Genomic DNA, 24,314 nt, shown 5'->3' on the forward strand with positions numbered 1-24,314 from the left:
GGTTATCTTAATTCGGTTATTTTACAAACATCCATATCTCCGTAGTCTAGATTTTCTCCAGCCATTCCCCAAATAAAAGTATAATTTGAAGTTCCAGCACCAGAGTGAATAGACCATGGTGGAGAAATAACCGCTTGATGATTGTTCATCCAAATGTGTCTTGTTTCTTGTGGTTCTCCCATAAAGTGACAAACCGCTTGGTTTTCTGGAATGTCTAAATAGAAATAAACTTCCATTCTGCGATCGTGAACGTGAGCTGGCATAGTATTCCAAACGCTTCCTGGTTTCAATTCGGTCATTCCCATTTGCAACTGGCAAGTAGTAACAATTCCGCCAATAATCATTTGGCTTACCGTACGGTGATTAGCTGTTTCCATTGTGCCCAATTGCAATTTATTAGCTTCTGCCAAACTTACTTTTTTGGTAGGATAAGTGGTGTGTGCAGGAGCAGAGTTGATGTAAAATTTCGCTGGATTTTTTGCATCATCACTTTTGAAAATTACTTCTTTATTTCCGCTTCCAATATACAAAGCATCTTTGAATCCTAAATCATAAGTAGTTCCGTCAACAACTACAGAACCATTTCCACCCACATTGATGATTCCCATTTCTCTTCTTTCTAAAAAATAACTAGATTTTAAAGGATCGATAGTTTCAAGTGTTAGTGGTGTTGTTGGTGTGGCAGAACCTGCTATGTATCGGTCATAATGAGAGTAGGTTAGAGTGATTTCTCCTTCTTTCATCAAATTATCAATTAAGAATTCAGATCTTAATTGTGCTGTGTTGTATTCTTTTACTGCTTGTGGGCTAGAGGCGTATCTAGAGCTATAGTTTATCATAATAATTAGGGTGTAATGTAATCGATTACGCAAAAGTAATTTTTAAATTTTAATTAGCAATGCTTTTTTAATTCATTTTTTGTTCATTTTGCAATATAATATTTCTTTTTTGTGTATATCATAACTTTTAATAAAGAAAATTGTGTTTAAGTTAGTTTGTAAGTCTTTTGTTATTGAATTTAGGATTACAAAGATGATGATTTTTAAACTAAAAAAAAACAAAACAAATTAATTTTGAGTGAAGTGCAAACAAATTAAAGACTTATGGGTTTAAGGTTTTATTTTGTTTGTAAAATATTGACATTTACACTCCTTTTTTTTATATAGAATATGACTGAAGTTTGTTTTTGAAAATAAGATTTGTTATTTGAATGTGTCTCTAATTTTTCAAAATAAGATGGAATACAAATTTTTAAATACACAAAATAAATTCTACTTTAGCCTACTTTAAATTTCTTCTAAAAAATGATAAGCAAAATACAATTCGAAAACGAATTACAAATCATAATACAAAACGGAATACGAGAAGATATTGGTGAAGGTGATCATAGTTCTTTAGCCTGTATTCCATCATCAGCAAAGGGAAAAGCAAAATTATTAGTCAAAGAAGATGGTATTATTGCTGGAGTAGATTTTGCTAAAATGATTCTCGAATATGTGGATCCTGATTTGCAAATGGAAACGTTTATTCAAGACGGAACTCCTGTAAAAAAAGGAGATGTAGTTTTTCATGTTGAAGGAAGTTCGCAGTCAATCTTGAAAGCAGAACGTTTGTTGTTGAATTCGATGCAACGAATGAGTGCTATTGCGACCAAAACCAAGAAATACGTAGATTTGCTCCAAGGAACAAATACAAAGATTTTGGATACTCGCAAAACAACTCCAGGATTCAGGGCTTGCGAAAAATGGGCAGTGAAAATAGGCGGAGGTGAAAATCATCGTTTTGCGCTTTATGATATGATTATGCTCAAAGACAATCATAACGATTTTGCGGGTGGAATTACTTTGGCAATTGCTAAAGTTAAAACCTATCTCAAAGAAAATAATTTGGACCTAAAAATTATTGTAGAAGCAAGAAATCTGGAAGAAGTTGAAGAGATTTTGAAAAGTGATGGAATTCATAGAATTTTGATAGACAATCTTAATTATGAAGATACCCGAAAAGCAGTTGAATTAATTGGGAATAAATGTCAAACGGAATCTTCTGGAAATATCAACGAAAATACTATTCGATCTTATGCAGAATGTGGAGTCGATTACATTTCTTCTGGAGCATTGACACATTCCATTTATAATATGGATTTGAGTTTGAAAGCTTTTTAAATTCAAAAAAGATGAGCAAAGAAATAGAAGCTAAAATTGAAACAATTCCGGTATTACGCAATTTAGTTCGTCCTTTAAAAAAGATAAAACTATCGTGGTTAGAAGGCAAATCGTTGTATGATTTGTTGGAATTTTATGCCGAGGGAATTGCAAAAAGTGCGTTTTCGTATCACGCAAGTGCTATTGCATTTAGTTTTTTCATGTCGTTATTTCCTTTTGCTTTATTCATTTTAAACCTAATTCCTTATATTCCTATTCAGGGTTTTCAGGACGATTTTTTGGAGTTTGTAAAGGATGGAGTTCCGCCAAATACGTATGATGCCATTGCTACTATTATTGATGATATTTTGAATAATAGTCATTCAGGATTGTTATCTACCGGTTTTTTCTTGTCTATTTTCTTAATGGCAAATGGATTGAATGGAATTTTAGGAGGCTTTGAGTCTTCCAAACATGTGATTGTTAAAAGAGGTTTTTTGCGTCAATATATTGTGGCTTTAGGAATGTCTTTGGTTTTGTCGTTTCTATTGTTAGTAACCGTTGCTATCATTGTTGTTTTTGAAGTTTTAATACAAAAAACAATCATCCAAGATGTGTTGAGTGATCGAATTCCATTAATTAGTTTGGGAAGGTATGTGTCTGTCATATTTATGATTCTTATTACTATATCCATACTTTTTAAGTTCGGAACAAAACGTGACAAAACGAGAGCGTTTATTTCTATAGGTTCTGTTTTTACGACCATTCTAATTATTTTAGATTCCTATGGATTTGGGATTTGGGTATTGCGATTTTCAAAATACAATGAACTATATGGTTCTATTGGAACCTTATTGATTGTGATGTTTTATATTTGGATCAACTGCGCCATATTACTTTTGGGTTTTGAGTTGAATGCTTCTATAAAAAAATTAAGAGAAAAAAAGGAATCCTAATTATTAGGAGAAGCACAGAATTAATTTTTTAATAAAAAAATCACAATGTATTTCGTTGAAGTAATTTTACCGTTGTCGCTAGCCAAAACCTTTACGTATAGTATTTTGGAAGCCGAGTATAATTATATCCAAAAAGGAATGCGAGTGGCAGTTCCTTTCGGCAAAAGTAAAATCTACACCGCTTTGGCAATCGAAACCCATGAAAATCAGCCTACTTTATACGAAGCCAAAGAAATTCATCAAATTTTGGATGAAAAACCCATTGTAACCGAAATTCAAATCGCCCATTGGCAATGGATTGCTACCTATTATATGTGTGCTATTGGCGATGTGTATCGTGGTGCAATGCCATCGGCACTTTTGCTGGAAAGCGAAACAGTTATTTCGCAAAAACAAGAAGGCTTTGTGGATGAAAGTTTGCTTTCGGACGAAGAATATTTGGTTTACGAAGCCTTGCAGCAACAAAGTTCTCTAAAAGTTCAGGATATAATGAAAATTTTGAACAAGAAGAATATCTTTCCAGTGATTCAAAAATTGGTGGACAAAAACATTTTAGTACTTCAGGAAGAAGTGCAAGAAATTTATACGCCTAAACTCATTCGATACGTAAAATTACATTCCAAATACGATTCCAATGAAGGTTTGAATGAATTATTAGAAACGCTTAAAAAAGCCAATAAACAAAAGGAAATTGTTTTGAGTTATTTCCAATTGAGTGCTTCGGAGAAAAAGCCCATTACAGTCAAAAAACTCATTGAAGTTTCTAATTCTACGGGTGCAATCATTAAAACTTTAATAGAAAAAGAAATTTTCGAAGAATACCATCTTCAAGTAGATCGAGTAGATTTTTTAGGAAAAAGTAAAGAAGAAGCCTTGCAATTAAGCGATGCTCAACAAATAGCTTTCGAGCAAATAAAAGAAAGTTTTATTAATAAAGAAGTTTGCTTGTTACACGGAGTAAGTTCCAGCGGAAAAACTGAAATCTACACCAAGCTTATTGAAGAATATCTTGCTACAGGAAAACAAGTCTTGTATTTATTGCCTGAAATTGCTTTGACAACTCAATTAGTTGGACGATTGCGAGATTATTTCGGAAATAAAGTGGCTGTTTTTCATTCGAAATATAGCAATAACGAAAGGGTAGAAGTCTGGCAACAAGTATTAACAGCCTCACCAAAAGCACAAATTGTCATTGGTGCGAGATCGGCTTTGTTTTTGCCATTTTCTAATTTAGGATTGGTAATTGTTGACGAAGAGCACGAGCAAACTTTTAAACAAGCAGATCCCGCTCCCCGTTATCATGCTCGTGATGCTTCGATAGTTTTGGCAAATAGTCATAAAGCAAAAGTTTTGTTGGGTTCAGCAACTCCAAGTATTGAAACCTATTTTAATGCACAATCTGGAAAATATGGTTTTGTGGAAATTACCCAAAGATATGGTAATGTCAAAATGCCTGAAATTGAGTTGGTTGATTTGAAAGACAATTATTTCCGCAAGAAAATGACAGGTCATTTTAGTGATAATTTGATTGAAAATATTTCTAAAGCCTTGTCTTTAGGTGAACAAGTTATTTTGTTTCAAAATCGCAGAGGTTTTTCTCCTATTATAGAATGTATGACTTGTGGCCATATACCACAATGTCCACAATGTGATGTGAGTTTGACCTATCACAAATTCAAAAACCAATTGCGTTGTCATTATTGTGGCTATTCCATGGCTAAACCAACTAATTGTCATGCGTGTTCCAGTATCGATTTGACAACAAAAGGTTTTGGGACCGAACAAATTCAACAGGAATTGGTAGAGCTGTTTCCAAATGCCAAAATTGGTCGAATGGATCAGGATACGACTCGGGGTAAATTTGGTTTCGAAAAAATTATTGATAGTTTCAAAAATCGAGAAATCGAAATTTTGGTAGGAACTCAAATGCTTGCCAAAGGTTTGGACTTTGATAATGTTAGTCTGGTAGGAATTATGAATGCCGATAATATGCTGTATCATCCCGATTTTAGAGCTTTTGAAAGAAGTTATCAAATGATGATACAAGTTTCAGGTCGTTCGGGTCGTTCCGAAAAGCAAGGAAAAGTAATTATTCAAACTTACAATGTGAATCATAATACAATTCAACAAGTAGTTCGCAATGATTATGAAGGGATGTACAAGGAGCAATTGTATGACCGACAAATTTATCATTATCCTCCTTATTTCAAACTCATCAAACTGACATTGAAACACCGTGATTTCGATAAACTAAAAGAAGGTTCGATGTGGTTGTATCAGGTAATGAAGCAAAATTTTACTATTCCAGTTTTAGGTCCAGAAGAACCGCCAATTTCTAGAATTCGAAATGAATATATTAGAACGATAATGATAAAAATCCCAATCAATCAGTCATTGCAAGGCACAAAAAAAACTATTCAGAAAATGCTGAATAGTTTTGAAGCAGTTGCACAATACAGAGCTATTAAAGTGTCTGTAAATGTTGATTTCTATTAGTTAATAGCTAAAGCTCTAACTAAATCTTCTTTTTTATGTCGGCTTAATGGAATTTTAGTAACTCCAATTTCGGCAAATCGACTGTTAAAACGTTCTACTTTATCAATATTAATAATGTAGGATTTGTGAACTCTAACAAACTTGTCTTTCGATAAATCCTTTTCAAAAGACTTCATTGTAGAAAGAACAAGGTTGCTGTCGTCTTCGGTTACTACTTTTACATAATCGCCAAAAGCTTCAATCCATTTGATTTTAGCAGTAAAAATTTTTAGCTTTTTAAGATTGCTTTTGATAAAAATGTGTTCGCCGTCTTCTTCGTGAGTTTCAGAGCGCAACATTTGCAAATCGATTGCTCTTTTTACAGAAGCATTGAATCGATCAATGGCAATTGGTTTTTGTAGGTAATCCGTAGCATCATAATCAAATGCTTTCATCGCATATTCTGCTTTGGAAGTAATGAAGATGATTTGAGGTTTAGTTTTTAAACCATCCAAAAAATCGAAACCGCTTATAACGGGCATCTCAATGTCCAAGAAAATCAAGTCCACATTGTGAATGGTCATGCAGCCTCTTGCTTCAATGGCATTGGAAAAATCTCCAATTAAGTGTAAGTTTGGATGATTATTTACTAACTTTGTGATGATCATTCTTTGTATAGAACTATCATCGACTACTACACAGTTTAGTTTCATAATATTGTATTATTAATGATTTGGGATAGTAAATGTAGTACGCTTAAATGAGAAAAACAAATCTTTATCGGTTTTTTTTGCATTACAACGAATTAAGTGTAATTATGTTTGTTTATTAAAAAATAATAATTACTTTTGCGCCCAAATTAACATTTAAATAAATATTTATGAATCATTATGAAACTGTTTTCATTTTAAATCCCGTTTTATCTGAAGTTCAGGTAAAGGAAACAGTAACGAAATTTGAAGAATTTCTTACGTCTAGAGGAGCAGAAATGGTGTCTAAAGAGGATTGGGGTCTGAAAAAAATGGCTTACGAAATCCAAAACAAAAAATCTGGTTTTTACCACTTGTTCGAATTTAAAGTATCAGGAGAAGTTCTTATCGCTTTTGAAACTGAATTCAGACGTGACGAAAGAGTTATGCGTTTCTTAACTGTAAGTCTTGACAAACATGCTATCTCTTGGGCTGAAAGAAGAAGAGCAAAACTTAAATCTCAAAAAGCTTAATTATCATGGCAACATTACAACAATCTGCTTCAGGAAAAAAAGACGGAGATATCAGATATCTTACTCCTTTAAATATAGAAACTAACAAAACTAAAAAGTATTGTCGTTTCAAAAAATCAGGAATCAAATACATCGATTATAAAGATGCTGATTTCTTATTGAAATTCGTTAATGAGCAAGGGAAAATTCTTCCTCGTCGTTTAACAGGAACTTCATTGAAATACCAAAGAAAAGTATCTGTAGCTGTAAAAAGAGCTCGTCATTTAGCTTTAATGCCATACGTGGCCGATTTATTAAAATAATATAAAATAACAGTTGTTGTTCCGATTCATCGGGACTAACTTCTATAACAAAGGACATCAACATGGAATTGATTTTAAAACAAGACGTTCAAAATTTAGGATTTAAAGACGATGTAGTAACTGTAAAAAACGGATACGGTCGTAATTACTTAATCCCACAAGGATTTGCTCAATTAGCTACACCTTCTGCAAAGAAAGTATTGGCTGAAAACCTAAAACAAAGAGCGCACAAAGAAGCTAAAGTAGTTGCAGATGCAAAAGCGTTAGCTGAAACTTTGAAAGCATTAGAAATTAAAATTGCTGCAAAAGCAGGTGGAGAGAAACTTTTTGGTTCTGTTACTAACATCGACATTGCTGAAGCTTTAGAGAAATCAGGAAATGCTATCGACAGAAAATTCATCACTAGTGGTATCGTAAAACGTACTGGTAAATATGCTGCAAGCATTCGTTTACACAGAGATGTAATCGTTGAATTAGCTTATGAAATCGTTGCTGAAAAAGCATAATTTCTACATACAATAGATTAAAATCCCGATGAAAGTCGGGATTTTTTTGTTTAATATAGAATCTAAATACAATATAGAATGAAATATACCCGATTAACCAAAGAGCAATTCGAAGAATTAAATCAAGAATTCAGTACTTTTCTTGCTACGCAAACTATTGACAAAGCCGAATGGGATACATTAAAAGCAGAAAAACCAGAAGTAGCAGAACAGGAGTTGGATGTTTTTTCAGATTTGGTTTGGGAAGGTGTTTTAAGCAGAGCCGAATATTTGGAACATTTTTCTAAAAATCATATTTTTCTTTTTCAATGTTTTGATACTTACGTACAATCTATTGTGTTGAAATCACTGGTTCCGGAAACTGATTTTTTGACTAAAGACGGATTACAATGGTTAAGTGACAATATGTTTACCGAAACTATCGAAATGAAAACTGGTAAAAAAGTATTCACTGAAGAACGCAATAGTTCTATTTTTCAATTGATACAACAAGGCGCATTTTTGAGCGACGGACAATTGTACAAACAAATAAATTCAATAATTGAGTCTTAATTGAGTCATTTTACTATTTAATTGGTTATTTTAGTCTTTTGTTTTAAAAACTAAAATAGCCACTTTTTTTTCTATGGAAATTCAAAATACCATTCAAGCATTGCGAGCCGAATTAAACCAACACAACTATAATTATTATGTGTTGGATAATGCTACTATTTCGGATTATGATTTTGATTTGAAGTTAAAACAACTTCAAGAATTAGAAAATAAACACCCTGAATTTTTTGACGAAAATTCCCCAACACAGCGAGTTGGAGGAACAGTAACCAAAAATTTCAAAACTATTGCGCATCAATATCGTATGTATTCTTTAGACAATTCTTATTCCAAAGATGATTTGTTGGATTGGGAAACTCGAATCCAGAAAGTATTAGGCAATGTAGATTTACAATATACTTGTGAATTAAAATATGATGGAGCATCAATAAGTATTACTTACGAAAACGGAAAATTGATTCAGGCGTTAACTCGTGGTGATGGTTTTCAAGGGGATGAAGTAACAAGTAATATCAAAACTATAAAGTCTATTCCGCTACAACTAAAAGGAAATTATCCCGATAAATTTGATATTCGTGGCGAAATTATTCTGCCATTTGCAGGTTTTGAAAAAATGAATCAGGAATTGATTGAAATTGGAGAAACACCCTATTCAAATCCTAGAAATACAGCTTCGGGAAGTTTAAAACTGCAAGATAGTGCAGAAGTAGCCAAGCGTCCGCTGGAATGTTTGTTGTATTTTGTAGCTGGCAATAATTTGCCTTTTTCATCCCAATTTGAAGGTTTAGAATCGGCTAGAAATTGGGGATTTAAAGTGCCTAAAGAAGCAAAGTTGGTTAATAATCTACAAGAGGTTTTCGACTTTATAGACTATTGGGATTTACACCGTCATGATTTACCTTATGAAACGGATGGTGTTGTGATAAAAGTTAACAGTATTCAGCACCAGGAAGAATTGGGTTATACGGCAAAATCGCCTCGTTGGGCAATGGCTTACAAATTCAAATCGGAACAGGTTTCTACGGAATTAAAATCAATTTCCTATCAAGTTGGGAGAACGGGAGCTATTACTCCGGTTGCTAATTTAGAACCAGTACAATTGGCAGGAACAGTTGTAAAACGAGCTTCTTTACACAATGCAGATCAAATTGAAAAATTAGATATTCGTATTGGTGATACTGTTTTTGTAGAAAAAGGAGGAGAAATTATCCCGAAAATTATAGCAGTTGATTTAGACAAACGTCCAGAGAATTCAGAAGTTACAAAATACATTACCCATTGTCCGGAGTGTCAAACCCAATTAGTTCGAAATGAAGGCGAAGCCAATCATTATTGCCCTAATTTTTATGGTTGCCCTCCGCAAATAATTGGTAGAGTTCAGCATTATATTTCCAGAAAAGCCATGGATATTGAAGGTCTTGGTGGCGAAACTGTGGCTTTACTTTTCAATAACGGATTGGTTCATAATTATGCTGATTTGTATGAGTTAACGGTGGAGCAAATTTTGCCTTTGGAACGAATGGCTCAAAAATCGGCAGAAAATCTGGTAAACGGCGTTGAAAAATCAAAAGAAATTCCGTTTGAAAGCGTATTATTTGCGCTTGGAATTCGTTTTGTTGGTGAAACAGTAGCTAAAAAATTAGCCAAGCATTATGCAACTATTGATGCTTTAAGTAAAGCTAGTTTAATGGATTTAATTTTGGTGGATGAAATTGGAGAACGAATTGCCAAAAGTGTTATCGAGTTTTTTGAGAATGAAGAAAATCAAAAAATTATTGAACGTTTAAAAAGTTATGGCGTTCAATTTGAAATTGTTCAAAAAAATAATCCAAATGCAACCGAGAAGCTTTTAGGTAAAACATTCGTTGTTTCTGGAGTTTTCGAACAATTTTCGAGAGACGATTTAAAAAAAGCTATTGAAGATAATGGTGGTAAAGTAGGAAGTTCTATTTCTGCCAAAACTCATTATGTTGTGGCTGGAGCCAATATGGGACCAGCTAAATTAGAGAAAGCAGTTAAGCTAAATATTCCAGTAATTTCAGAAAATGATTTTATAAAAATGCTTGATGAAACCAAATAATCCGTCTTTTATTTTATACTTTACAATATGTATATTGATTATTTTTTTCAAAATTATACAATCTGATGCGATAGTACTCTATTTAAAAGCCGTTCTTGTACCTATTGTATTTATTTATTATTTGATTACCAATAATTATAGAATAAATAGTAGTAAGTCTTTTATTTTTCTGTTTTGTTTTGCTGGGGATTTGTTTTTGCTTTTAAACTTGTTGGATTCAGTGATTGGAGGGTTATTATGTTTTTTAATTGTTTATTGTTTGTTGTTGAAATTGTCTTTTGATAATTTTAGAAAATTAGATTTTAATAAGAAAGACCGATTACCATTATTGGTTTTAATGATTTTTGTTGGCGCAATTTGTTTTACAATAATGAGTTTGAAGTTTGAACAAATAAACCCTGATTTTTATTTATTTTTAATTTATGCTATAGTTTTAAGTCTTTTGTGTTTTGTTTCTTTTTCAAATTATATAAAAAAAGGAATTCCTGTTTTTTTTAATTTGGGTGTTATGTGTTTATGTTTAGCCGTTTCAGACATCTTTTTCATTGTAGATAATTTTTACTATGATCTTTATGCTTTTGAATTTGTGAATGTTTTTGCGAAGATTTTTTCCTATTATTTTATGGTAACTTATTTCATTGAAAATGATAAAAATTTTCAGAAAATTATTGAAGTATGAAAGTTGTTAATTTAAAATATAATCCTGAAAAAGTATTTACTATCCTGTATTTTTTAACAGCTATGTTAGAAATTATTGCGGAATTTTATGGCAATAAACCCATTCTATTTATAGTAAAGCCTTTGGTTTCTATTTTTTTAGTTTTGCTTTATTGGATTGCTTCAACTCAAAGAAACATTCTTTTTTTTATTACAATTGCTTTTTTATTAATTGTAAAATTGTGTCGGATATATATAAGTGAGGAGTTATTACTTACAGGAATGGCTGTCTTTTTTTTGCATCGATTGATACTCATTTATTACATAAGTAAGTTGATCCATCTTCAAGATTATTTTCCGTTATTTATAGCCACAATTCCTTTCTTGTTTTTTTTCTTTTATTTGTTGTCCATTACGAGCGATATTAAACCAATAATTTATGTAGGCTTGATGATTCAATGCTTTTTAATGTCTATTGTGGCAGGTATTACTTTGTCGCATTATGTGATGAATGATAGAAAAGAGGTATGGCTACTTATTTTCGGATTATTGTCTATTGTGCAGTATTTTATTATTTTTATCGATAATTTTTACTTGGTAGATTCTTCACCTTCTGTATTAAGAAAATTAGGAGTTTTGTTGACCGTATTTGCTACTTATGCTTTTTATCAATTTGTGATAACTACAGAGAGAAAGCTTATACAATAATTGATTTTCCAGTTGCTGATTTGGATTTATTATCAAAATAAAAATCAATCCGTCCCAAGTTAATTCCGTAGCAGCCCACTTGATTGACTAAAACTTCTTTTCCTTCAAGATTTTTCATTACTGTTGGTTTGTCCAGAAAAGTATGGGTGTGACCACCAATAATTAAGTCTATATCTTTAGTAAGTGCAGCTAATTTTAAGTCGCAAATTTTATCTGAATCTTCTTTACCATATTTGTATCCAAGGTGCGAAAGACAAATAACCAAGTCACATTTGTTTTCCTTTTTTAGAATTCGAACCATATCTTGAGCGACTTCTACAGGACTGTGCCACACGGTTTCTTGAGACATTTTTTTGTCAACTAAACCATTCAATTCAATTCCGAGTCCAAAAACGCCAATTTTAATCCCGTTTTTATTAAATATTTTGAAAGGTTTTACAAAACCATCCATCGGAGTATTTTTGAAATCATAATTAGCCGATACAAATTCAAAACTAGCATGAGGCATTTGTGCAGCTAAACCTTTAACACCATTGTCAAAGTCATGATTACCAATGGTGGATAAGTCATATTGCATCATACTCATCAATTTGAATTCTAGTTCACCACCATAATAATTAAAATAAGGCGTTCCCTGAAAAATATCACCAGCATCTAACAATAATACATTTGGATTCTCTTGACGAATGTTTTCAATCAAAGCAGCTCTTCGGGCAACTCCACCCATATTGGGATTTCGTGGATCATCTGCAGGAAAAGGATCAATACGACTGTGCACATCATTTGTGTGGAGGATTGTTATTTTTTTTATATCTGACGAAAAACTACTCAACGAAAGGCCTAAACTTAACAAAGCAGTACTGGCAGTAGTTTTTTCTATAAATTCTCTTCTTTTCATTTTGCCGTTTTTTTTGCTAAAATTATCAGCTATTTTTATTCTACACTAACTCTAACATCGTTTATGACAGGAATTGTATCTACTTTTTTGAAATAATCAATTAGTATGTTTCTCAATTTATAATCGAGGTCAAATTTTGCTATTCCTTTTTTAAAGAAATTCATATTGTCACCACCATTAGACAAGTAATCATTGGTAGCAACATAATAAATAGTGTTTTTGTCAACCGCTTTACCTTGGATCAATATGTTTTTTCCCAAGTTATCTTTAGTTATTGTAAACGTAATTCCAGACACGGGATGTGGTTTTTGTGAGCTAATGAAATAATCCACAAGTTCCAATATTTGTTCTCCTTTTAAGGCAATAACTACCAGACTATTTTCAAAAGGCATTATTTCGTAAGCTGTTCGGGCAGTCACATTTCCTTTAGGAAGTGTAGCTCGAATGCCTCCGTGGTTTAGAATACACATGTCTATATTCTTTTTTTCGCGATACAAAAACACGGTATTTCCACCTTGTAAAGTAACATCAGCCATCAAATTTCCTATGCTAGTTTGCCATTTTCCATTACTTTTGTCCAAAGTTTCTGGGCAATAAGCTAGAACGTTGCTTAAATCTTGGTCAATATGTTCCCGGTAGGGTTTGATAAAAGCTTCAATATCTGGGTTTTGTTTTTCTGAAGCTGTAATTGGAATTTTTTTACCTTCTATCTTGGTAACATTGTAAGTCTGTTTTCCGCAAGAAGCGACTAATAAAAATGTTAAGAATATAACAAAAAGTTTTAAAACATCCTTATAGTTTTTTAGATTTACCATCTGTTATGCGACTTAAATTAAGTAATTTTGTGACAAGGTAAAAGTAATATGTTTTTAAATTATATAAAGGATTATTTTTTAAAAAGGATATTAAAAAATAGTTTACACAACGTTAAGACTATTCCTTCGACTGTTTCGATACAAACGGTTGGTTTACTTATAGATGAAAGTTATTTTTTAGAAAAAGAAGCCTTAATAAAGGAATTAATAGCTAATGGAATTGTCGAAAATAATATCAAAACAATTCTTTACAGCAATAAATTAAAGAAAAGCGAATCAGATTCGCAATTAAATTTTTCTACAAGAGATATTAATTGGAAAGGAGAAATTACAAATCCAGCAGTTAATGATTTTATTCTAAAGAACTTTGATTTATTGGTAAGTTATTACGATGTGGAAAGAGCTATTTTATTGCATATTTCCCATAATTCTAAAGCATCTTTCAAAGTTGGTTTTTCATCAATTGACAAAAGAGTGAACCATTTGATGATTCAAACAAATGCCGAGAATTATTCCGTTTTTGTTCATGAATTATTCAGATACTTAAAAATATTAAATAAAATTTAAAATAGATTATGCAATCATTAATAGGTACAGGTGTTGCTCTTGTAACTCCTTTTAGAGAAGATTTATCAATAGACACTGACGCATTAATAAAAATAGTAAATTTCTCTATCGATGGAGGAGTAGAATACCTTGTAATATTAGGTACAACAGCAGAAAATGCTACAATGACCCAGGCCGAAAAAGAATTTGTAATCCAAACTGTGGTTGATACTAATAATGGAAGATTACCGTTAGTACTTGGCGTAGGAGGTAATAACACTATGGAAGTAGTTGCAGAATTGAAAACTAGAGATTTTTCTAAATTTGCTGCGATTCTTTCAGTTTCACCTTATTATAACAAACCAACGCAGGAAGGAATTTATCAACATTTTAAAGCGGTTTCAGAGGCTTCTCCAATTCCTGTAATCTTGTACAACGTTCCGAGTAGAACAGGAAGCAATATGTTGCCATCAACTGTCATGCGTTTGGCAAATGATTTCGAAAATATTGTAGCTATTAAAGAAGCTAATGGAGATATGGTACATGCGATGCAATTATTAAAAGATAAACCAAAAGATTTTCTGGTACTTTCTGGTGATGATATGATTGCTTTGCCAATGGTTTTGGCTGGTGGTTCAGGCGTTATATCTGTTATTGCGCAAGGTTTTCCAAAAGAATTTTCAGAAATGATTCGTTTGGGATTAAATAGAAAAGTAGATGAAGCCTATAAAATACATTATCTTTTTTCAGACTGTATCGATATGATTTTCGAGCAAGGAAATCCAGCAGGAATCAAACAAGTCTTTCAATCATTAGGAATAGCAGATAATACAGTTCGATTGCCTTTGGTAGCAGCCGATCAATCCTTGGCAAATAGAATCGGAGCTTTTGTCGATAAAATCAATAAATTAGCTTAAAAAAACACCTTGTTTTAAACAAAAAAAATATATTTTGAAGTGGCTGAATTTATAACTAAATTTGCCACCGAAACTTGGGTATTGTTTTTTGAAAGTCAAAACTTTCAACAGCGTTATAAAAGTAAATAAAAAATGAAATCGAAGATTCAAGATGCGAGTGTTAGCAAATGGGCAAAGCAATTCCAAAAAAACAAAAATAGTATAATGGTGGGTAAAAAAATAGTATCGTTATTGCTTCTTGTTCTCCTTTTGGGTTCGTGTAGTGAATATCAAAAAGCATTAAAGTCTGAAGATCCTGGCGTTAAGTTTGAAATGGCAACTCAATTATATGATGCAGGCAAATACAATGATGCCATTCGATTAATAGAACAAATTGCTCCAGCTTACAGAGGAAAGCCACAGGCAGAGAAATTATTTTATATGTTTTCAATGTCTTATTATAATACCAAACAATATTATCTAGCGGCTTATCAGTTTGATAGTTTTGTTTCAGGCTATCCTAAAAGTGAAAAAATAGAAGAAGCAGCCTATTTAGGAGCGATATGTTATTCAAAACTATCACCGTCTTATAGTCTAGATCAAACAGATACTTTTAAAGCAATAGATAAATTGCAACTTTTTATAGATTCATATCCTAATTCAACTTATTTGCCAGAAGCCAATAAAACACTGAAATTATTGAATGAAAAAATAGAGCAAAAAGTGTACGAAAACGCTAAAGGATACCATACCATTATGGATTATAAATCAGCAATGGTAGCTTTAGATAATTTTGTTTCAGATTATCCAGGAACATCTCTTAAAGAAGATGCTCTTTTTTATAAATACGATTGCGCTTACCAAATAGCAATTAATAGTATTCCTTCTAAAATGGAAGAACGTTTGAATATTGCAAAAACAGCATACGGCAATTTAATTAAATACAAAGCCGATACTAAATACAAAAAAACAGCAGAAGAAATGGCTGCTAGAATAGAAACCGATTTAAAAAATTTCACTAAATAAATAAAAGTCATGGATTTAAGAAAGACAGTTGCTCCAGTAAACACAATAACTTACAACAAAACAGTTATCGAAGAACCTACAGGAAATGTGTATGAAGCGATAACAATTATGGCTAAAAGAGCAAACCAAATCAACTCTGAAATCAAAAAAGAATTGACAGAAAAGCTAGAAGAATTTGCTACTTACAACGATAGTTTAGAAGAAGTTTTCGAAAATAAAGAACAAATTGAAGTGTCTAAATTTTACGAAAAATTGCCTAAACCACACGCTTTGGCTGTGCAAGAATGGCTTGATGGTAAAATCTACCACAGAGACGGAAACAAATAATATACAATGTCAGTTTTAAGCGGAAAGAAAATTTTACTAGGTATTTCTGGTGGAATTGCAGCTTACAAAACAGCTACATTAGTTCGATTATTCATAAAAGCAGGTGCACATGTCCAAGTGATAATGACACCTGCTTCTAGCGATTTTATAACTCCGCTAACCTTATCGACTTTGTCTAAAAACCCAGTGTATTCTAGTTTTTATGACAAAACAGATGACAACGAAAAATGGAATAACCATGTCGAATTTGGACTTTGGGCCGATTTGATGGTTATTGCTCCTGCAACAGCCAATACTTTGTCAAAAATGGCCAATGGCAATTGCGACAATCTTTTAATAGCCACTTATTTATCGGCAAAATGTCCTGTTTATTTTGCACCAGCAATGGATTTAGACATGTACATACATCCTTCTACAATCGAAAGTTTTAAGAAATTGAAACAATTTGGAAATACCATGATTCCTGCTGAAAGTGGTGAATTAGCCAGCGGTTTATCAGGCGAAGGAAGGATGGCTGAACCCGAAAATATTCTAAAATTTCTTGAAGCTGATTTAGAAAGCAAATTACCGCTCAAAGGAAAAAAAATACTAATTACTGCTGGGCCAACATACGAAGCCATAGATCCTGTGCGTTTTATAGGCAATCATTCTAGTGGTAAAATGGGTTTTGATATAGCGCAAAGTGCAGCAAATTTGGGAGCTTCGGTAATATTGATTTCAGGACCTACTCATTTCAAAATAGAGAATAGTTTGGTAAAAATTATTCGGGTTGTTTCGGCTCAAGAAATGTATGAGGCTTGCCATCAGTATTATGATGAAGTGGATGTAGCCATTGCTGCTGCTGCCGTTGCGGATTACAAACCAAAGAATGTTGCACTGAATAAAATCAAAAAAACAGCTGATAATTTTAGTATTGAATTAGAAAAAACAAAAGATATTCTAGCTTCTTTAGGCAAAATCAAGAAAAAGCAGTTTTTAATAGGATTTGCATTGGAAACCGAAAATGAAATTGAAAATGCAAAGCTGAAAATTCAGAAAAAAAACCTAGATTTGATAGTTCTTAATTCGTTGCAAGATGAAGGGGCTGGTTTTGGAAAACCTACTAATAAAATCACTTTTATTGATAGTAATTTCAAGGTAGAACCAATGAAATTAAAATCGAAAGAAGACGTTGCCGATGATATTCTTAATAAAGTAATAGCCCATTTTTATGCGTAAAATAATTGTTTTTTTCTTTTTGTTGACTTTTGGTTTCACTCAAGCTCAAGAGTTGAATTGTGTGGTTACCATAAATACAGAAAAATTGCCCAATGCCAATCAGCAAATTTTTAAAACTTTGCAAACAGCTTTGAGCGAATTTATCAATAAAACGAGTTGGACTAATCAGGTTTTTAAACAAAACGAAAAAATAAATTGTTCGATGTATATTACGCTTTCATCGAATAATTCCGATCAATTTGTTGGTACCATTCAAGTACAATCTTCAAGACCTATATACAATTCAACTTATGCCTCGCCAATATTAAATTTTAACGACAAGGATTTTAGTTTTAGATATGTAGAATTCGAAAATTTAATTTTTAATCCAGCTGAATTCGATTCTAATTTAGTTTCCGTAGTTGCTTTTTATAGCTATATGATTTTAGGATTAGATGCTGATAGCTTTGTTGCAAATGGTGGTGATTCTTATTTTGACACGGCTCAAAACATTGCTAACGTAGCGCAACAAAGTGGTTATAGAGGTTGGAGTCAGTCTGATGGTAACCAAAGTCGCTATTTTTTGATAAACGATTTGTTGTCACCAACTTTCACCGAAATTCGTCAAACAGTGTTTCAATATCATTCAGGTTTAGACATGATGAGTACTGATTTGAAAGCTGCCAAAGAGAAAATAAAAGCATCTATACTTAACTTGACCAAAGTAAATTCAGTAAGACCTAATGCCTTTTTGACTAGAGTATTTTACGATGCAAAATCAGACGAAATTGCCTCTGTTTTTTCAGGAGGTCCAAGTGTGACTATTAGCGATTTAGGCGATGTTCTGAATAAAACTTCTCCTCTTAATTCCAGTAAATGGGCTACCATTAAGTATTAATTAAAAAACTAGAATTTTACTCAAATTTCCGGCTTACTTCCATAAATACAATAGAAATGATAACTACACTATCGATAAAAAACTATGCATTAATTGAAAAATTAACTATTGATTTTTCTACAGGTTTTTCGATTATAACGGGAGAAACTGGTGCTGGAAAATCAATAATATTGGGTGCTTTAGGATTGGTTTTAGGAAAAAGAGCCGATTTGACTTCGCTTAAAAACAAAGAAGAAAAATGTATAATCGAAGCCCAATTTGAAATCTCAAAATACAATTTAAAAGATTTTTTTCAGGACAATGATTTGGATTATGAAGACGAAACTATCATTAGACGTGAAATTTTACCTTCTGGAAAATCTCGTGCTTTTATCAATGATAGTCCTGTAAATCTTCAGGAATTGCAAGATTTGAGTTTGTTTTTAATTGATATTCATTCGCAACAGCAAACCCAAGAATTATCAGATGAAAATGTGCAATTTAAAATTATCGATGCCATTGCTAATAATTCCGAAGTGATAACTTCTTTTCAAAAGCTTTTAAAAGAATACAAATCAGATAAAACAAAACTGAATGCTTTGTTGAAAAAACAATCGGAAGCTGGTAAGCAACAAGAATACAATACTTTTTTACTAGAAGAATTAGTTGCTGCTAAATTAAAATCAGGAGAACAAGAAGAATTAGAAGCCGATTTTGAAAAGCTGAATAATGTTGAAATCATCAAAGAATCGATTGATAAATCTTTAGCAATAGCCAATGAAGAACAATTTGGCGTTTTTCATAATTTGAATGAAATCAAAGTAGCATTGCAAAAAATAGCATCTTTTTCACCAGAATATCAAGCTTTGTTCGAAAGAATTACAAGCATAACCATTGATTTTGATGATGTTTCAAAAGAATTACAAAATTGTTCCGAGAAGTTATTAAACGATCCAGCTCAATTAGAATTAATCAGTCAAAAACTGCAATTAATTTATAATTTACAAAAGAAACATCAAGTTACTTCGGTTGATGAATTATTGCAAATTCAAACAAATCTCCAAAATACGGTTTTAGAACTTGAAAATATAGAAGAAGAAATTGCTGTTTTGTCTAAAGCAATTGAAGAAAAAACACAGGAATTGGATACTATTTCGGCTACTATTCATCAAAATAGAGCTGATGCTATTCCTGTTTTATCCAATCAATTGATTTCGATTTTAGAAACTTTAGGGATGCCTAATGTTCGTTTTAAAATGGAATTAATTCCATCTGAAACCTATTTCCAAAATGGAAAAGACGAATTGCAATTTTTATTTTCTGCCAATAAAGGAACTGATTTTGGCTTGTTGAAAAAAGTAGCTTCAGGAGGAGAAATGTCCAGAATTATGTTGGCTGTAAAAGCTATTTTAGCACAATATTCGAAATTGCCAACTTTAATTTTTGATGAAATTGACACAGGAGTTTCTGGAGAGATTGCTAATAGAATGGGAGAGATTATGAAAGGAATGAGTAACAAAATGCAAATTTTTGCCATCACGCACTTACCTCAAATTGCAGCCAAAGGCGATTCGCATTTCAAAGTATTCAAATCGACAGTAGATGAAGATACCCAATCGGAATTGAAACTTTTATCTTCAGAGGAAAGAGTGGTTGAGATAGCCCAAATGCTCTCAGGAACCGTGATTTCTGATTCAGCATTAAACCATGCAAAAGCCTTGCTGAACTAAAGAAATGGCTTATATTTGTTACCTTAAAAAAAATAAATAATCGAATAATAGTATAGAATTATGATCATAGAACCAAGAATGAGAGGATTTATTTGCTTAACAGCGCACCCAGCGGGATGTGAGCAAAATGTTGAAAATCAAATTGAATATATCAAATCAAAAGGAAAAATAGAAGGTGCCAAAAAAGTATTAGTAATTGGTGCTTCAACGGGTTTTGGGTTGGCATCTAGAATTACAAGTGCTTTTGGATCGGATGCTGCAACTATTGGAGTATTTTTTGAAAAACCAGCTGCTCCAGGAAAAACGGCTTCTCCAGGCTGGTACAATTCAGCCGCTTTTGAAAAAGAAGCACACAATGCAGGATTGTATGCCAAAAGTATCAATGGAGATGCTTTTTCTAATGAAATAAAAAGACAAACTTTAGACTTAATAAAGGCTGATTTAGGTCAGGTAGATTTGGTGATTTACAGTTTGGCTTCTCCTGTACGTACTAATCCCAATACAGGTGTTACACATCGTTCGGTTTTGAAACCAATCGGTCAAACGTTTACGAATAAAACGGTTGACTTTCATACCGGAAATGTTTCTGAAGTTTCTATCGCTCCAGCTGTTGATGAGGATATTGAAAATACAGTTGCTGTAATGGGCGGTGAAGATTGGGCAATGTGGATGGAAGCTCTTAAAAATGAAAATTTATTAGCACCAGGAGCTACAACAGTGGCTTATTCTTATATCGGACCATCATTGACAGAAGCGGTTTATCGTAAAGGAACAATTGGTCGTGCCAAAGATCATTTGGAGGCAACAGCATTTACTATTACAGATAGTTTGAAATCAGTAGGAGGTCAGGCTTATGTTTCGGTAAATAAAGCATTGGTAACTCAAGCGAGTTCAGCTATTCCAGTTATTCCTTTGTATATTTCTTTGTTGTACAAAATTATGAAAGAAGAAGGAATTCACGAAGGTTGTATCGAGCAAATTCAACGTTTGTATCAAGATAGATTGTACACAGGTTCTGCAGTTCCTGTTGATGAAAAAGGAAGAATTAGAATTGACGATTGGGAAATGCGTGAGGATGTTCAGGCAAAAGTAGCTCAACTTTGGTTGGAAGCAACTACTGAAACTTTGCCAGCAATCGGTGATTTAGCAGGGTATAAAAATGATTTTAATAACCTGTTTGGCTTCGGCTTTGAAGGTGTAGATTATTTAGCAGATACAGATGAAATGGTTACTGTTTCTAGTATTGCTTAAATTTTATGCTATTATAAAAGTTTCATAAACCATCACTTTTTTCGTGATGGTTTTTTTTTGTAATGATTGGTAGTTAATTTACATGAGTAATTTTACAAGATATTTTGTAAATTGTATAAATTATTTTGTTTTTAATTCAAGAAGTTTGTTAGAATTATTTGGTGTTTTTTATAAATTAAAATTCAATACGATGAAAAATATAATCTTTCTTATTTCACTATCTGGTTTTTTTACGGTTTTAAGTTGTTCTAATGACAAAAAAAATCCGACTCCAATAGCTATAATTACAGATCCAGTTGAAACCAACACTCCAAATACCGCTTACAGTCCAGCATTTTCAGGACAAACTCGAATTAGCGGTATTAAGACAAAAACCAGTTATGAGTCAGTTGTAATTACTACTAACTTAACAAATCCTTGGGGAATAAAAAGTCTTCCTGATGGTAGGTTATTAATCACCGAAAAAGCAGGGCAAATGCGAATCGTTACTACAACTGGAATTGTGAGTAGTCCAATTACAGGAATTCCTGCAGTTAATTCAGGAGGTCAAGGAGGTTTGTTAGGCTTATGTCTAGATCCGGATTTTACGTCTAACCGTATGATATATTGGGTTTTCGCCGAAGCTACTACGGGAGGAAATAATACAGCAGTAGCTAAAGGAAAGCTTTCTACCGATGAAAAAACAATAGAGGGAGCAACTGTAATTTATAGAGCAAAACCAGTCAATTCCAGTACGCTACATTATGGTGGACGTATTCTTTTTGATACTACAGGTAATCTTGTGGTAAGTACAGGAGAGCGTTCTGTTATAGAAACTAGACCATTGGCTCAATCTGTTTCTTCGGGTCTTGGAAAAGTCATTCGAATAACCAAAGACGGACAACCTGCATCTGGAAATCCAACTTTTAGTGGAGTTGGCACATTGCCTGAATTGTTCAGTATTGGTCATAGAAACCCTCAAGGATTAGCACTTCATCCTGTTACTGGCGAAATATGGTTAAGCGAACATGGACCAAGAGGAGGTGATGAAATTAATCGTTTGCTAGCGGGAGCTAATTACGGATGGCCTACAATTACTTATGGTATAGAATATAGTGGTACCAAAATAGGAGCAGGAATTCAGCAACAAACAGGTATGGAACAACCCGTCTATTATTGGGATCCTGTAGTTTCGCCAAGTGGTATGACTTTTTATAAAGGAAACCGAATCGCCGAATGGGAAAACAACCTTTTTATAGGAGCTTTGAGTGGGATGCATATTGTTCGTTTGGCTATCGAAAATAATAAAGTCGTAGGAGAAGAAAGATTATTAGCATCCGAAAATCAACGATTTAGAGACGTAACTCAAGGAACTGACGGTGCTTTGTATGCTATAACAGATCAAGGAAGACTTTATAAAATAGATAAAAAATGATTTTTTTAAGTAAACTATTATGTAATACTTGTGCTTGCATATTGAATCTACAATTGATAAAGATTATCTTTGCAGCAATTTTTAATAAAAGTTTTACTTCTTAATTTTCGTTATGTTATTTTCTCTAATCATTCCTGTTTATAATCGTCCAGATGAAGTGGATGAGCTATTAGAAAGTTTGTCGCAACAAGATTATGCCAATAATTTTGAAGTGGTGATAATCGAAGATGGATCTACTTTGCGCTGTGATAATGTGGTGCGTAAGTATGCAGGGAAATTACATTTGGCTTATTGTTTCAAAGAAAATTCAGGGCCTGGAGATTCTAGAAATTACGGAATGAGAAGAGCCAAGGGGAATTATTTTATTATTTTTGACTCTGATTGTATTATTCCAAAGAATTATTTAAGCGAAGTTGCAAAAGCTTTAAATGAAAATTACGTAGATTGTTTTGGTGGTCCAGACAAAGCTTTGGATAGTTTTTCAGATATTCAAAAAGCCATTAATTTTGCGATGACTTCTTTCTTGACTACTGGCGGAATTAGAGGTGGATCAGAGAAAATAGACAAGTTTCAACCACGAAGTTTTAATATGGGATTGTCCCGAAAAGCCTTTGAAGCTTCTAACGGTTTTGGAAATATTCATCCAGGAGAAGATCCAGATTTATCCATAAGATTATGGAATTTGGGCTTTGAAACCAGACTTTTTTCGAAAGCATTCGTTTATCACAAAAGAAGAATTGATTGGGAAAAATTTACTATTCAGGTTAATAAATTTGGCAAAGCCAGACCTATTTTGAATAGCTGGTATCCGCAATACAACAAGCTTACTTTCTTTTTTCCATCGGTTTTTATCATTGGGTTTCTATTTTCTATCGTTTTGTTAATTTTTAATTACGATTTTTTACTTAAATTTTACTTTTTGTATTTTTTGGCACTTTTTTTGTTGTCTTCTTTTCAGAACAAAAGTTTTAAAATTGGAATTTTGTCTGTTAAGGCGGTTTGGAAACAATTTTTTGGTTACGGAGCAGGTTTTTTAGAGTCTTATATCAAAATTATTATTCTGAATCAAAAACCGCAAGAGGCTTTTCCAGAGTTGTTTTTCAAAAAATAATATGACAAAAATAATCGGATTAACAGGAGGCATTGGGAGTGGAAAAACGACTATTGCCCGTCTTTTTATGGCAGCTGCTGTTCCAGTTTATATTGCTGATGATGAAGCAAGGAAACTCATGCAATCCGAAGAAATTATTCAAGAAATCAAAGCGAAATTTGGCACAACAATTTTTGAAAATGATGTTTTGAATAGACAAAAACTCGCCGAAATAGTCTTTAATAATCCCGAAAAATTAAAATTGCTTAACGGTATCATTCATCCTGCGGTTAAAAAGGATTTTGATGTTTGGGTTTTAAACCAAAAACAAGCTTCTTTCGTAATTTATGAAACAGCCATTTTGTTCGAAAGCGGAAGTTATAAAAATTGCGACCATATCATTGCCGTAACAGCACCTATAGAAACAAGGATTCAAAGAGTAATGCAACGAGATAATGCCTCTCGCGAGCAGATTATGACTAGAATCAATTCGCAATGGACCGATGAGCAACGCATTGCCAAAAGTGATTTTGTGATAGAAAATGATACTGTAGAAACCACTAAATTAGAAGTGGATAAGATTCTTAAAATTTTGAATAATTGACAATCAAAATCTATTTTGTTAATGTTGGGTTAAATTATTATTAT

The 24,314-nt window shown here is 32.6% G+C and carries 25 protein-coding genes; 21 read left to right on the forward strand and 4 right to left on the reverse strand.

Features of this window, described 5'->3' with window-relative positions:
- Window positions 1–2: 2 nt before the first annotated feature.
- Window positions 3–839: a 5-dehydro-4-deoxy-D-glucuronate isomerase gene (gene kduI / locus OZP15_RS07470; RefSeq protein WP_281337429.1), complete on the reverse strand. Its 837-nt coding sequence runs from the start codon at window positions 837–839 to the stop codon at window positions 3–5.
- A gap of 465 nt (window positions 840–1,304) precedes the next feature.
- Between kduI and nadC the strand changes: the two genes are divergently transcribed.
- The 3 genes from nadC to priA are packed head-to-tail and all read left to right on the forward strand — an operon-like array spanning window position 1,305 to window position 5,593.
- Window positions 1,305–2,162, forward strand: a complete 858-nt coding sequence (gene nadC / locus OZP15_RS07475; RefSeq protein WP_269224916.1) for a carboxylating nicotinate-nucleotide diphosphorylase — start codon at window positions 1,305–1,307, stop codon at window positions 2,160–2,162.
- Window positions 2,163–2,173: 11 nt separating this feature from the next.
- Window positions 2,174–3,097: a YihY/virulence factor BrkB family protein gene (locus tag OZP15_RS07480; protein WP_281337430.1), complete on the forward strand. Its 924-nt coding sequence runs from the start codon at window positions 2,174–2,176 to the stop codon at window positions 3,095–3,097.
- Window positions 3,098–3,142: 45 nt separating this feature from the next.
- Entirely contained in the window at window positions 3,143–5,593 is a 2,451-nt protein-coding gene (gene priA / locus OZP15_RS07485; RefSeq protein WP_281337431.1) for a replication restart helicase PriA, read from the forward strand.
- Here the strand turns inward: priA and OZP15_RS07490 are convergent.
- Window positions 5,590–6,285, reverse strand: coding sequence for a LytR/AlgR family response regulator transcription factor (locus tag OZP15_RS07490; RefSeq protein ID WP_269224918.1), 696 nt, complete (start codon window positions 6,283–6,285; stop codon window positions 5,590–5,592). The genes priA and OZP15_RS07490 overlap by 4 nt on opposite strands.
- Window positions 6,286–6,452: 167 nt before the next feature.
- Between OZP15_RS07490 and rpsF the strand changes: the two genes are divergently transcribed.
- The 7 genes from rpsF (at window position 6,453) to OZP15_RS07520 (ending at window position 11,599) form a co-directional block, all read left to right on the forward strand.
- Entirely contained in the window at window positions 6,453–6,794 is a 342-nt protein-coding gene (gene rpsF / locus OZP15_RS07495; RefSeq protein ID WP_281337432.1) for a 30S ribosomal protein S6, read from the forward strand.
- A 5-nt stretch (window positions 6,795–6,799) separates the two neighbouring features.
- The gene (gene rpsR, locus OZP15_RS07500; protein ID WP_007138295.1) at window positions 6,800–7,096 is read left to right on the forward strand and encodes a 30S ribosomal protein S18; all 297 of its coding nucleotides are present in this window, start codon (window positions 6,800–6,802) and stop codon (window positions 7,094–7,096) included.
- A gap of 62 nt (window positions 7,097–7,158) precedes the next feature.
- Entirely contained in the window at window positions 7,159–7,602 is a 444-nt protein-coding gene (gene rplI / locus OZP15_RS07505; RefSeq protein WP_269224919.1) for a 50S ribosomal protein L9, read from the forward strand.
- 78 nt (window positions 7,603–7,680) lie between these two features.
- Window positions 7,681–8,154: a DUF6495 family protein gene (locus OZP15_RS07510; protein ID WP_269224920.1), complete on the forward strand. Its 474-nt coding sequence runs from the start codon at window positions 7,681–7,683 to the stop codon at window positions 8,152–8,154.
- Window positions 8,155–8,227: 73 nt separating this feature from the next.
- A complete protein-coding gene (ligA, locus tag OZP15_RS07515) occupies window positions 8,228–10,234 on the forward strand; it encodes an NAD-dependent DNA ligase LigA (protein WP_281337433.1) in 2,007 nt (668 codons plus the stop codon).
- The gene (locus OZP15_RS16290; RefSeq protein WP_432419386.1) at window positions 10,221–10,913 is read left to right on the forward strand and encodes a lysoplasmalogenase family protein; all 693 of its coding nucleotides are present in this window, start codon (window positions 10,221–10,223) and stop codon (window positions 10,911–10,913) included. The genes ligA and OZP15_RS16290 overlap by 14 nt, the downstream gene beginning before the upstream one ends.
- The gene (locus OZP15_RS07520) at window positions 10,910–11,599 is read left to right on the forward strand and encodes a hypothetical protein (protein ID WP_281337434.1); all 690 of its coding nucleotides are present in this window, start codon (window positions 10,910–10,912) and stop codon (window positions 11,597–11,599) included. The genes OZP15_RS16290 and OZP15_RS07520 overlap by 4 nt, the downstream gene beginning before the upstream one ends.
- Here the strand turns inward: OZP15_RS07520 and OZP15_RS07525 are convergent.
- Entirely contained in the window at window positions 11,589–12,497 is a 909-nt protein-coding gene (locus OZP15_RS07525) for a bifunctional metallophosphatase/5'-nucleotidase (protein ID WP_281337435.1), read from the reverse strand. The genes OZP15_RS07520 and OZP15_RS07525 overlap by 11 nt on opposite strands.
- A 35-nt stretch (window positions 12,498–12,532) precedes the next feature.
- On the reverse strand, window positions 12,533–13,312 hold the full coding sequence (locus OZP15_RS07530; protein ID WP_269224923.1) for a 5'-nucleotidase C-terminal domain-containing protein: 780 nt from the start codon (window positions 13,310–13,312) through the stop codon (window positions 12,533–12,535).
- 48 nt (window positions 13,313–13,360) lie between these two features.
- On the opposite strand from OZP15_RS07530, the gene OZP15_RS07535 reads away from it, so the two are divergent.
- The 11 genes from OZP15_RS07535 (at window position 13,361) to coaE (ending at window position 24,270) form a co-directional block, all read left to right on the forward strand.
- On the forward strand, window positions 13,361–13,879 hold the full coding sequence (locus tag OZP15_RS07535) for a DUF6913 domain-containing protein (RefSeq protein ID WP_269224924.1): 519 nt from the start codon (window positions 13,361–13,363) through the stop codon (window positions 13,877–13,879).
- A gap of 8 nt (window positions 13,880–13,887) precedes the next feature.
- Window positions 13,888–14,775 carry a 4-hydroxy-tetrahydrodipicolinate synthase gene (dapA, locus tag OZP15_RS07540; protein WP_269224925.1) on the forward strand — a complete coding sequence of 296 codons (888 nt, stop codon included), beginning with the start codon at window positions 13,888–13,890 and terminating at the stop codon, window positions 14,773–14,775.
- A gap of 204 nt (window positions 14,776–14,979) precedes the next feature.
- Window positions 14,980–15,780, forward strand: a complete 801-nt coding sequence (locus OZP15_RS07545) for an outer membrane protein assembly factor BamD (RefSeq protein WP_269227890.1) — start codon at window positions 14,980–14,982, stop codon at window positions 15,778–15,780.
- 9 nt (window positions 15,781–15,789) lie between these two features.
- Complete coding sequence (locus OZP15_RS07550; protein ID WP_269224926.1) at window positions 15,790–16,107, forward strand: DNA-directed RNA polymerase subunit omega; 318 nt, start codon at window positions 15,790–15,792, stop codon at window positions 16,105–16,107.
- A 6-nt stretch (window positions 16,108–16,113) separates the two neighbouring features.
- Complete coding sequence (gene coaBC, locus OZP15_RS07555) at window positions 16,114–17,325, forward strand: bifunctional phosphopantothenoylcysteine decarboxylase/phosphopantothenate--cysteine ligase CoaBC (protein WP_281337436.1); 1,212 nt, start codon at window positions 16,114–16,116, stop codon at window positions 17,323–17,325.
- Entirely contained in the window at window positions 17,318–18,202 is an 885-nt protein-coding gene (porD, locus tag OZP15_RS07560; protein ID WP_269224927.1) for a type IX secretion system protein PorD, read from the forward strand. The genes coaBC and porD overlap by 8 nt, the downstream gene beginning before the upstream one ends.
- Window positions 18,203–18,258: 56 nt before the next feature.
- Window positions 18,259–19,911, forward strand: coding sequence for a DNA repair protein RecN (gene recN / locus OZP15_RS07565; protein ID WP_269224928.1), 1,653 nt, complete (start codon window positions 18,259–18,261; stop codon window positions 19,909–19,911).
- A gap of 60 nt (window positions 19,912–19,971) precedes the next feature.
- Complete coding sequence (gene fabV, locus OZP15_RS07570) at window positions 19,972–21,162, forward strand: enoyl-ACP reductase FabV (protein WP_269224929.1); 1,191 nt, start codon at window positions 19,972–19,974, stop codon at window positions 21,160–21,162.
- 190 nt (window positions 21,163–21,352) lie between these two features.
- Window positions 21,353–22,576 (forward strand): PQQ-dependent sugar dehydrogenase, encoded by a 1,224-nt coding sequence (locus OZP15_RS07575; protein WP_281337437.1) that lies wholly within the window; start codon window positions 21,353–21,355, stop codon window positions 22,574–22,576.
- Window positions 22,577–22,688: 112 nt separating this feature from the next.
- A complete protein-coding gene (locus OZP15_RS07580; RefSeq protein ID WP_281337438.1) occupies window positions 22,689–23,687 on the forward strand; it encodes a glycosyltransferase family 2 protein in 999 nt (332 codons plus the stop codon).
- Between the two features lies 1 nt (window position 23,688).
- A complete protein-coding gene (coaE, locus tag OZP15_RS07585) occupies window positions 23,689–24,270 on the forward strand; it encodes a dephospho-CoA kinase (protein WP_269224930.1) in 582 nt (193 codons plus the stop codon).
- The last annotated feature ends 44 nt before the right edge of the window (window positions 24,271–24,314 follow it).

Origin of the sequence: Flavobacterium eburneipallidum, from assembly GCF_027111355.2 — a bacterium.
Taxonomy (GTDB): Bacteria; Bacteroidota; Bacteroidia; order Flavobacteriales; family Flavobacteriaceae; genus Flavobacterium; species Flavobacterium eburneipallidum.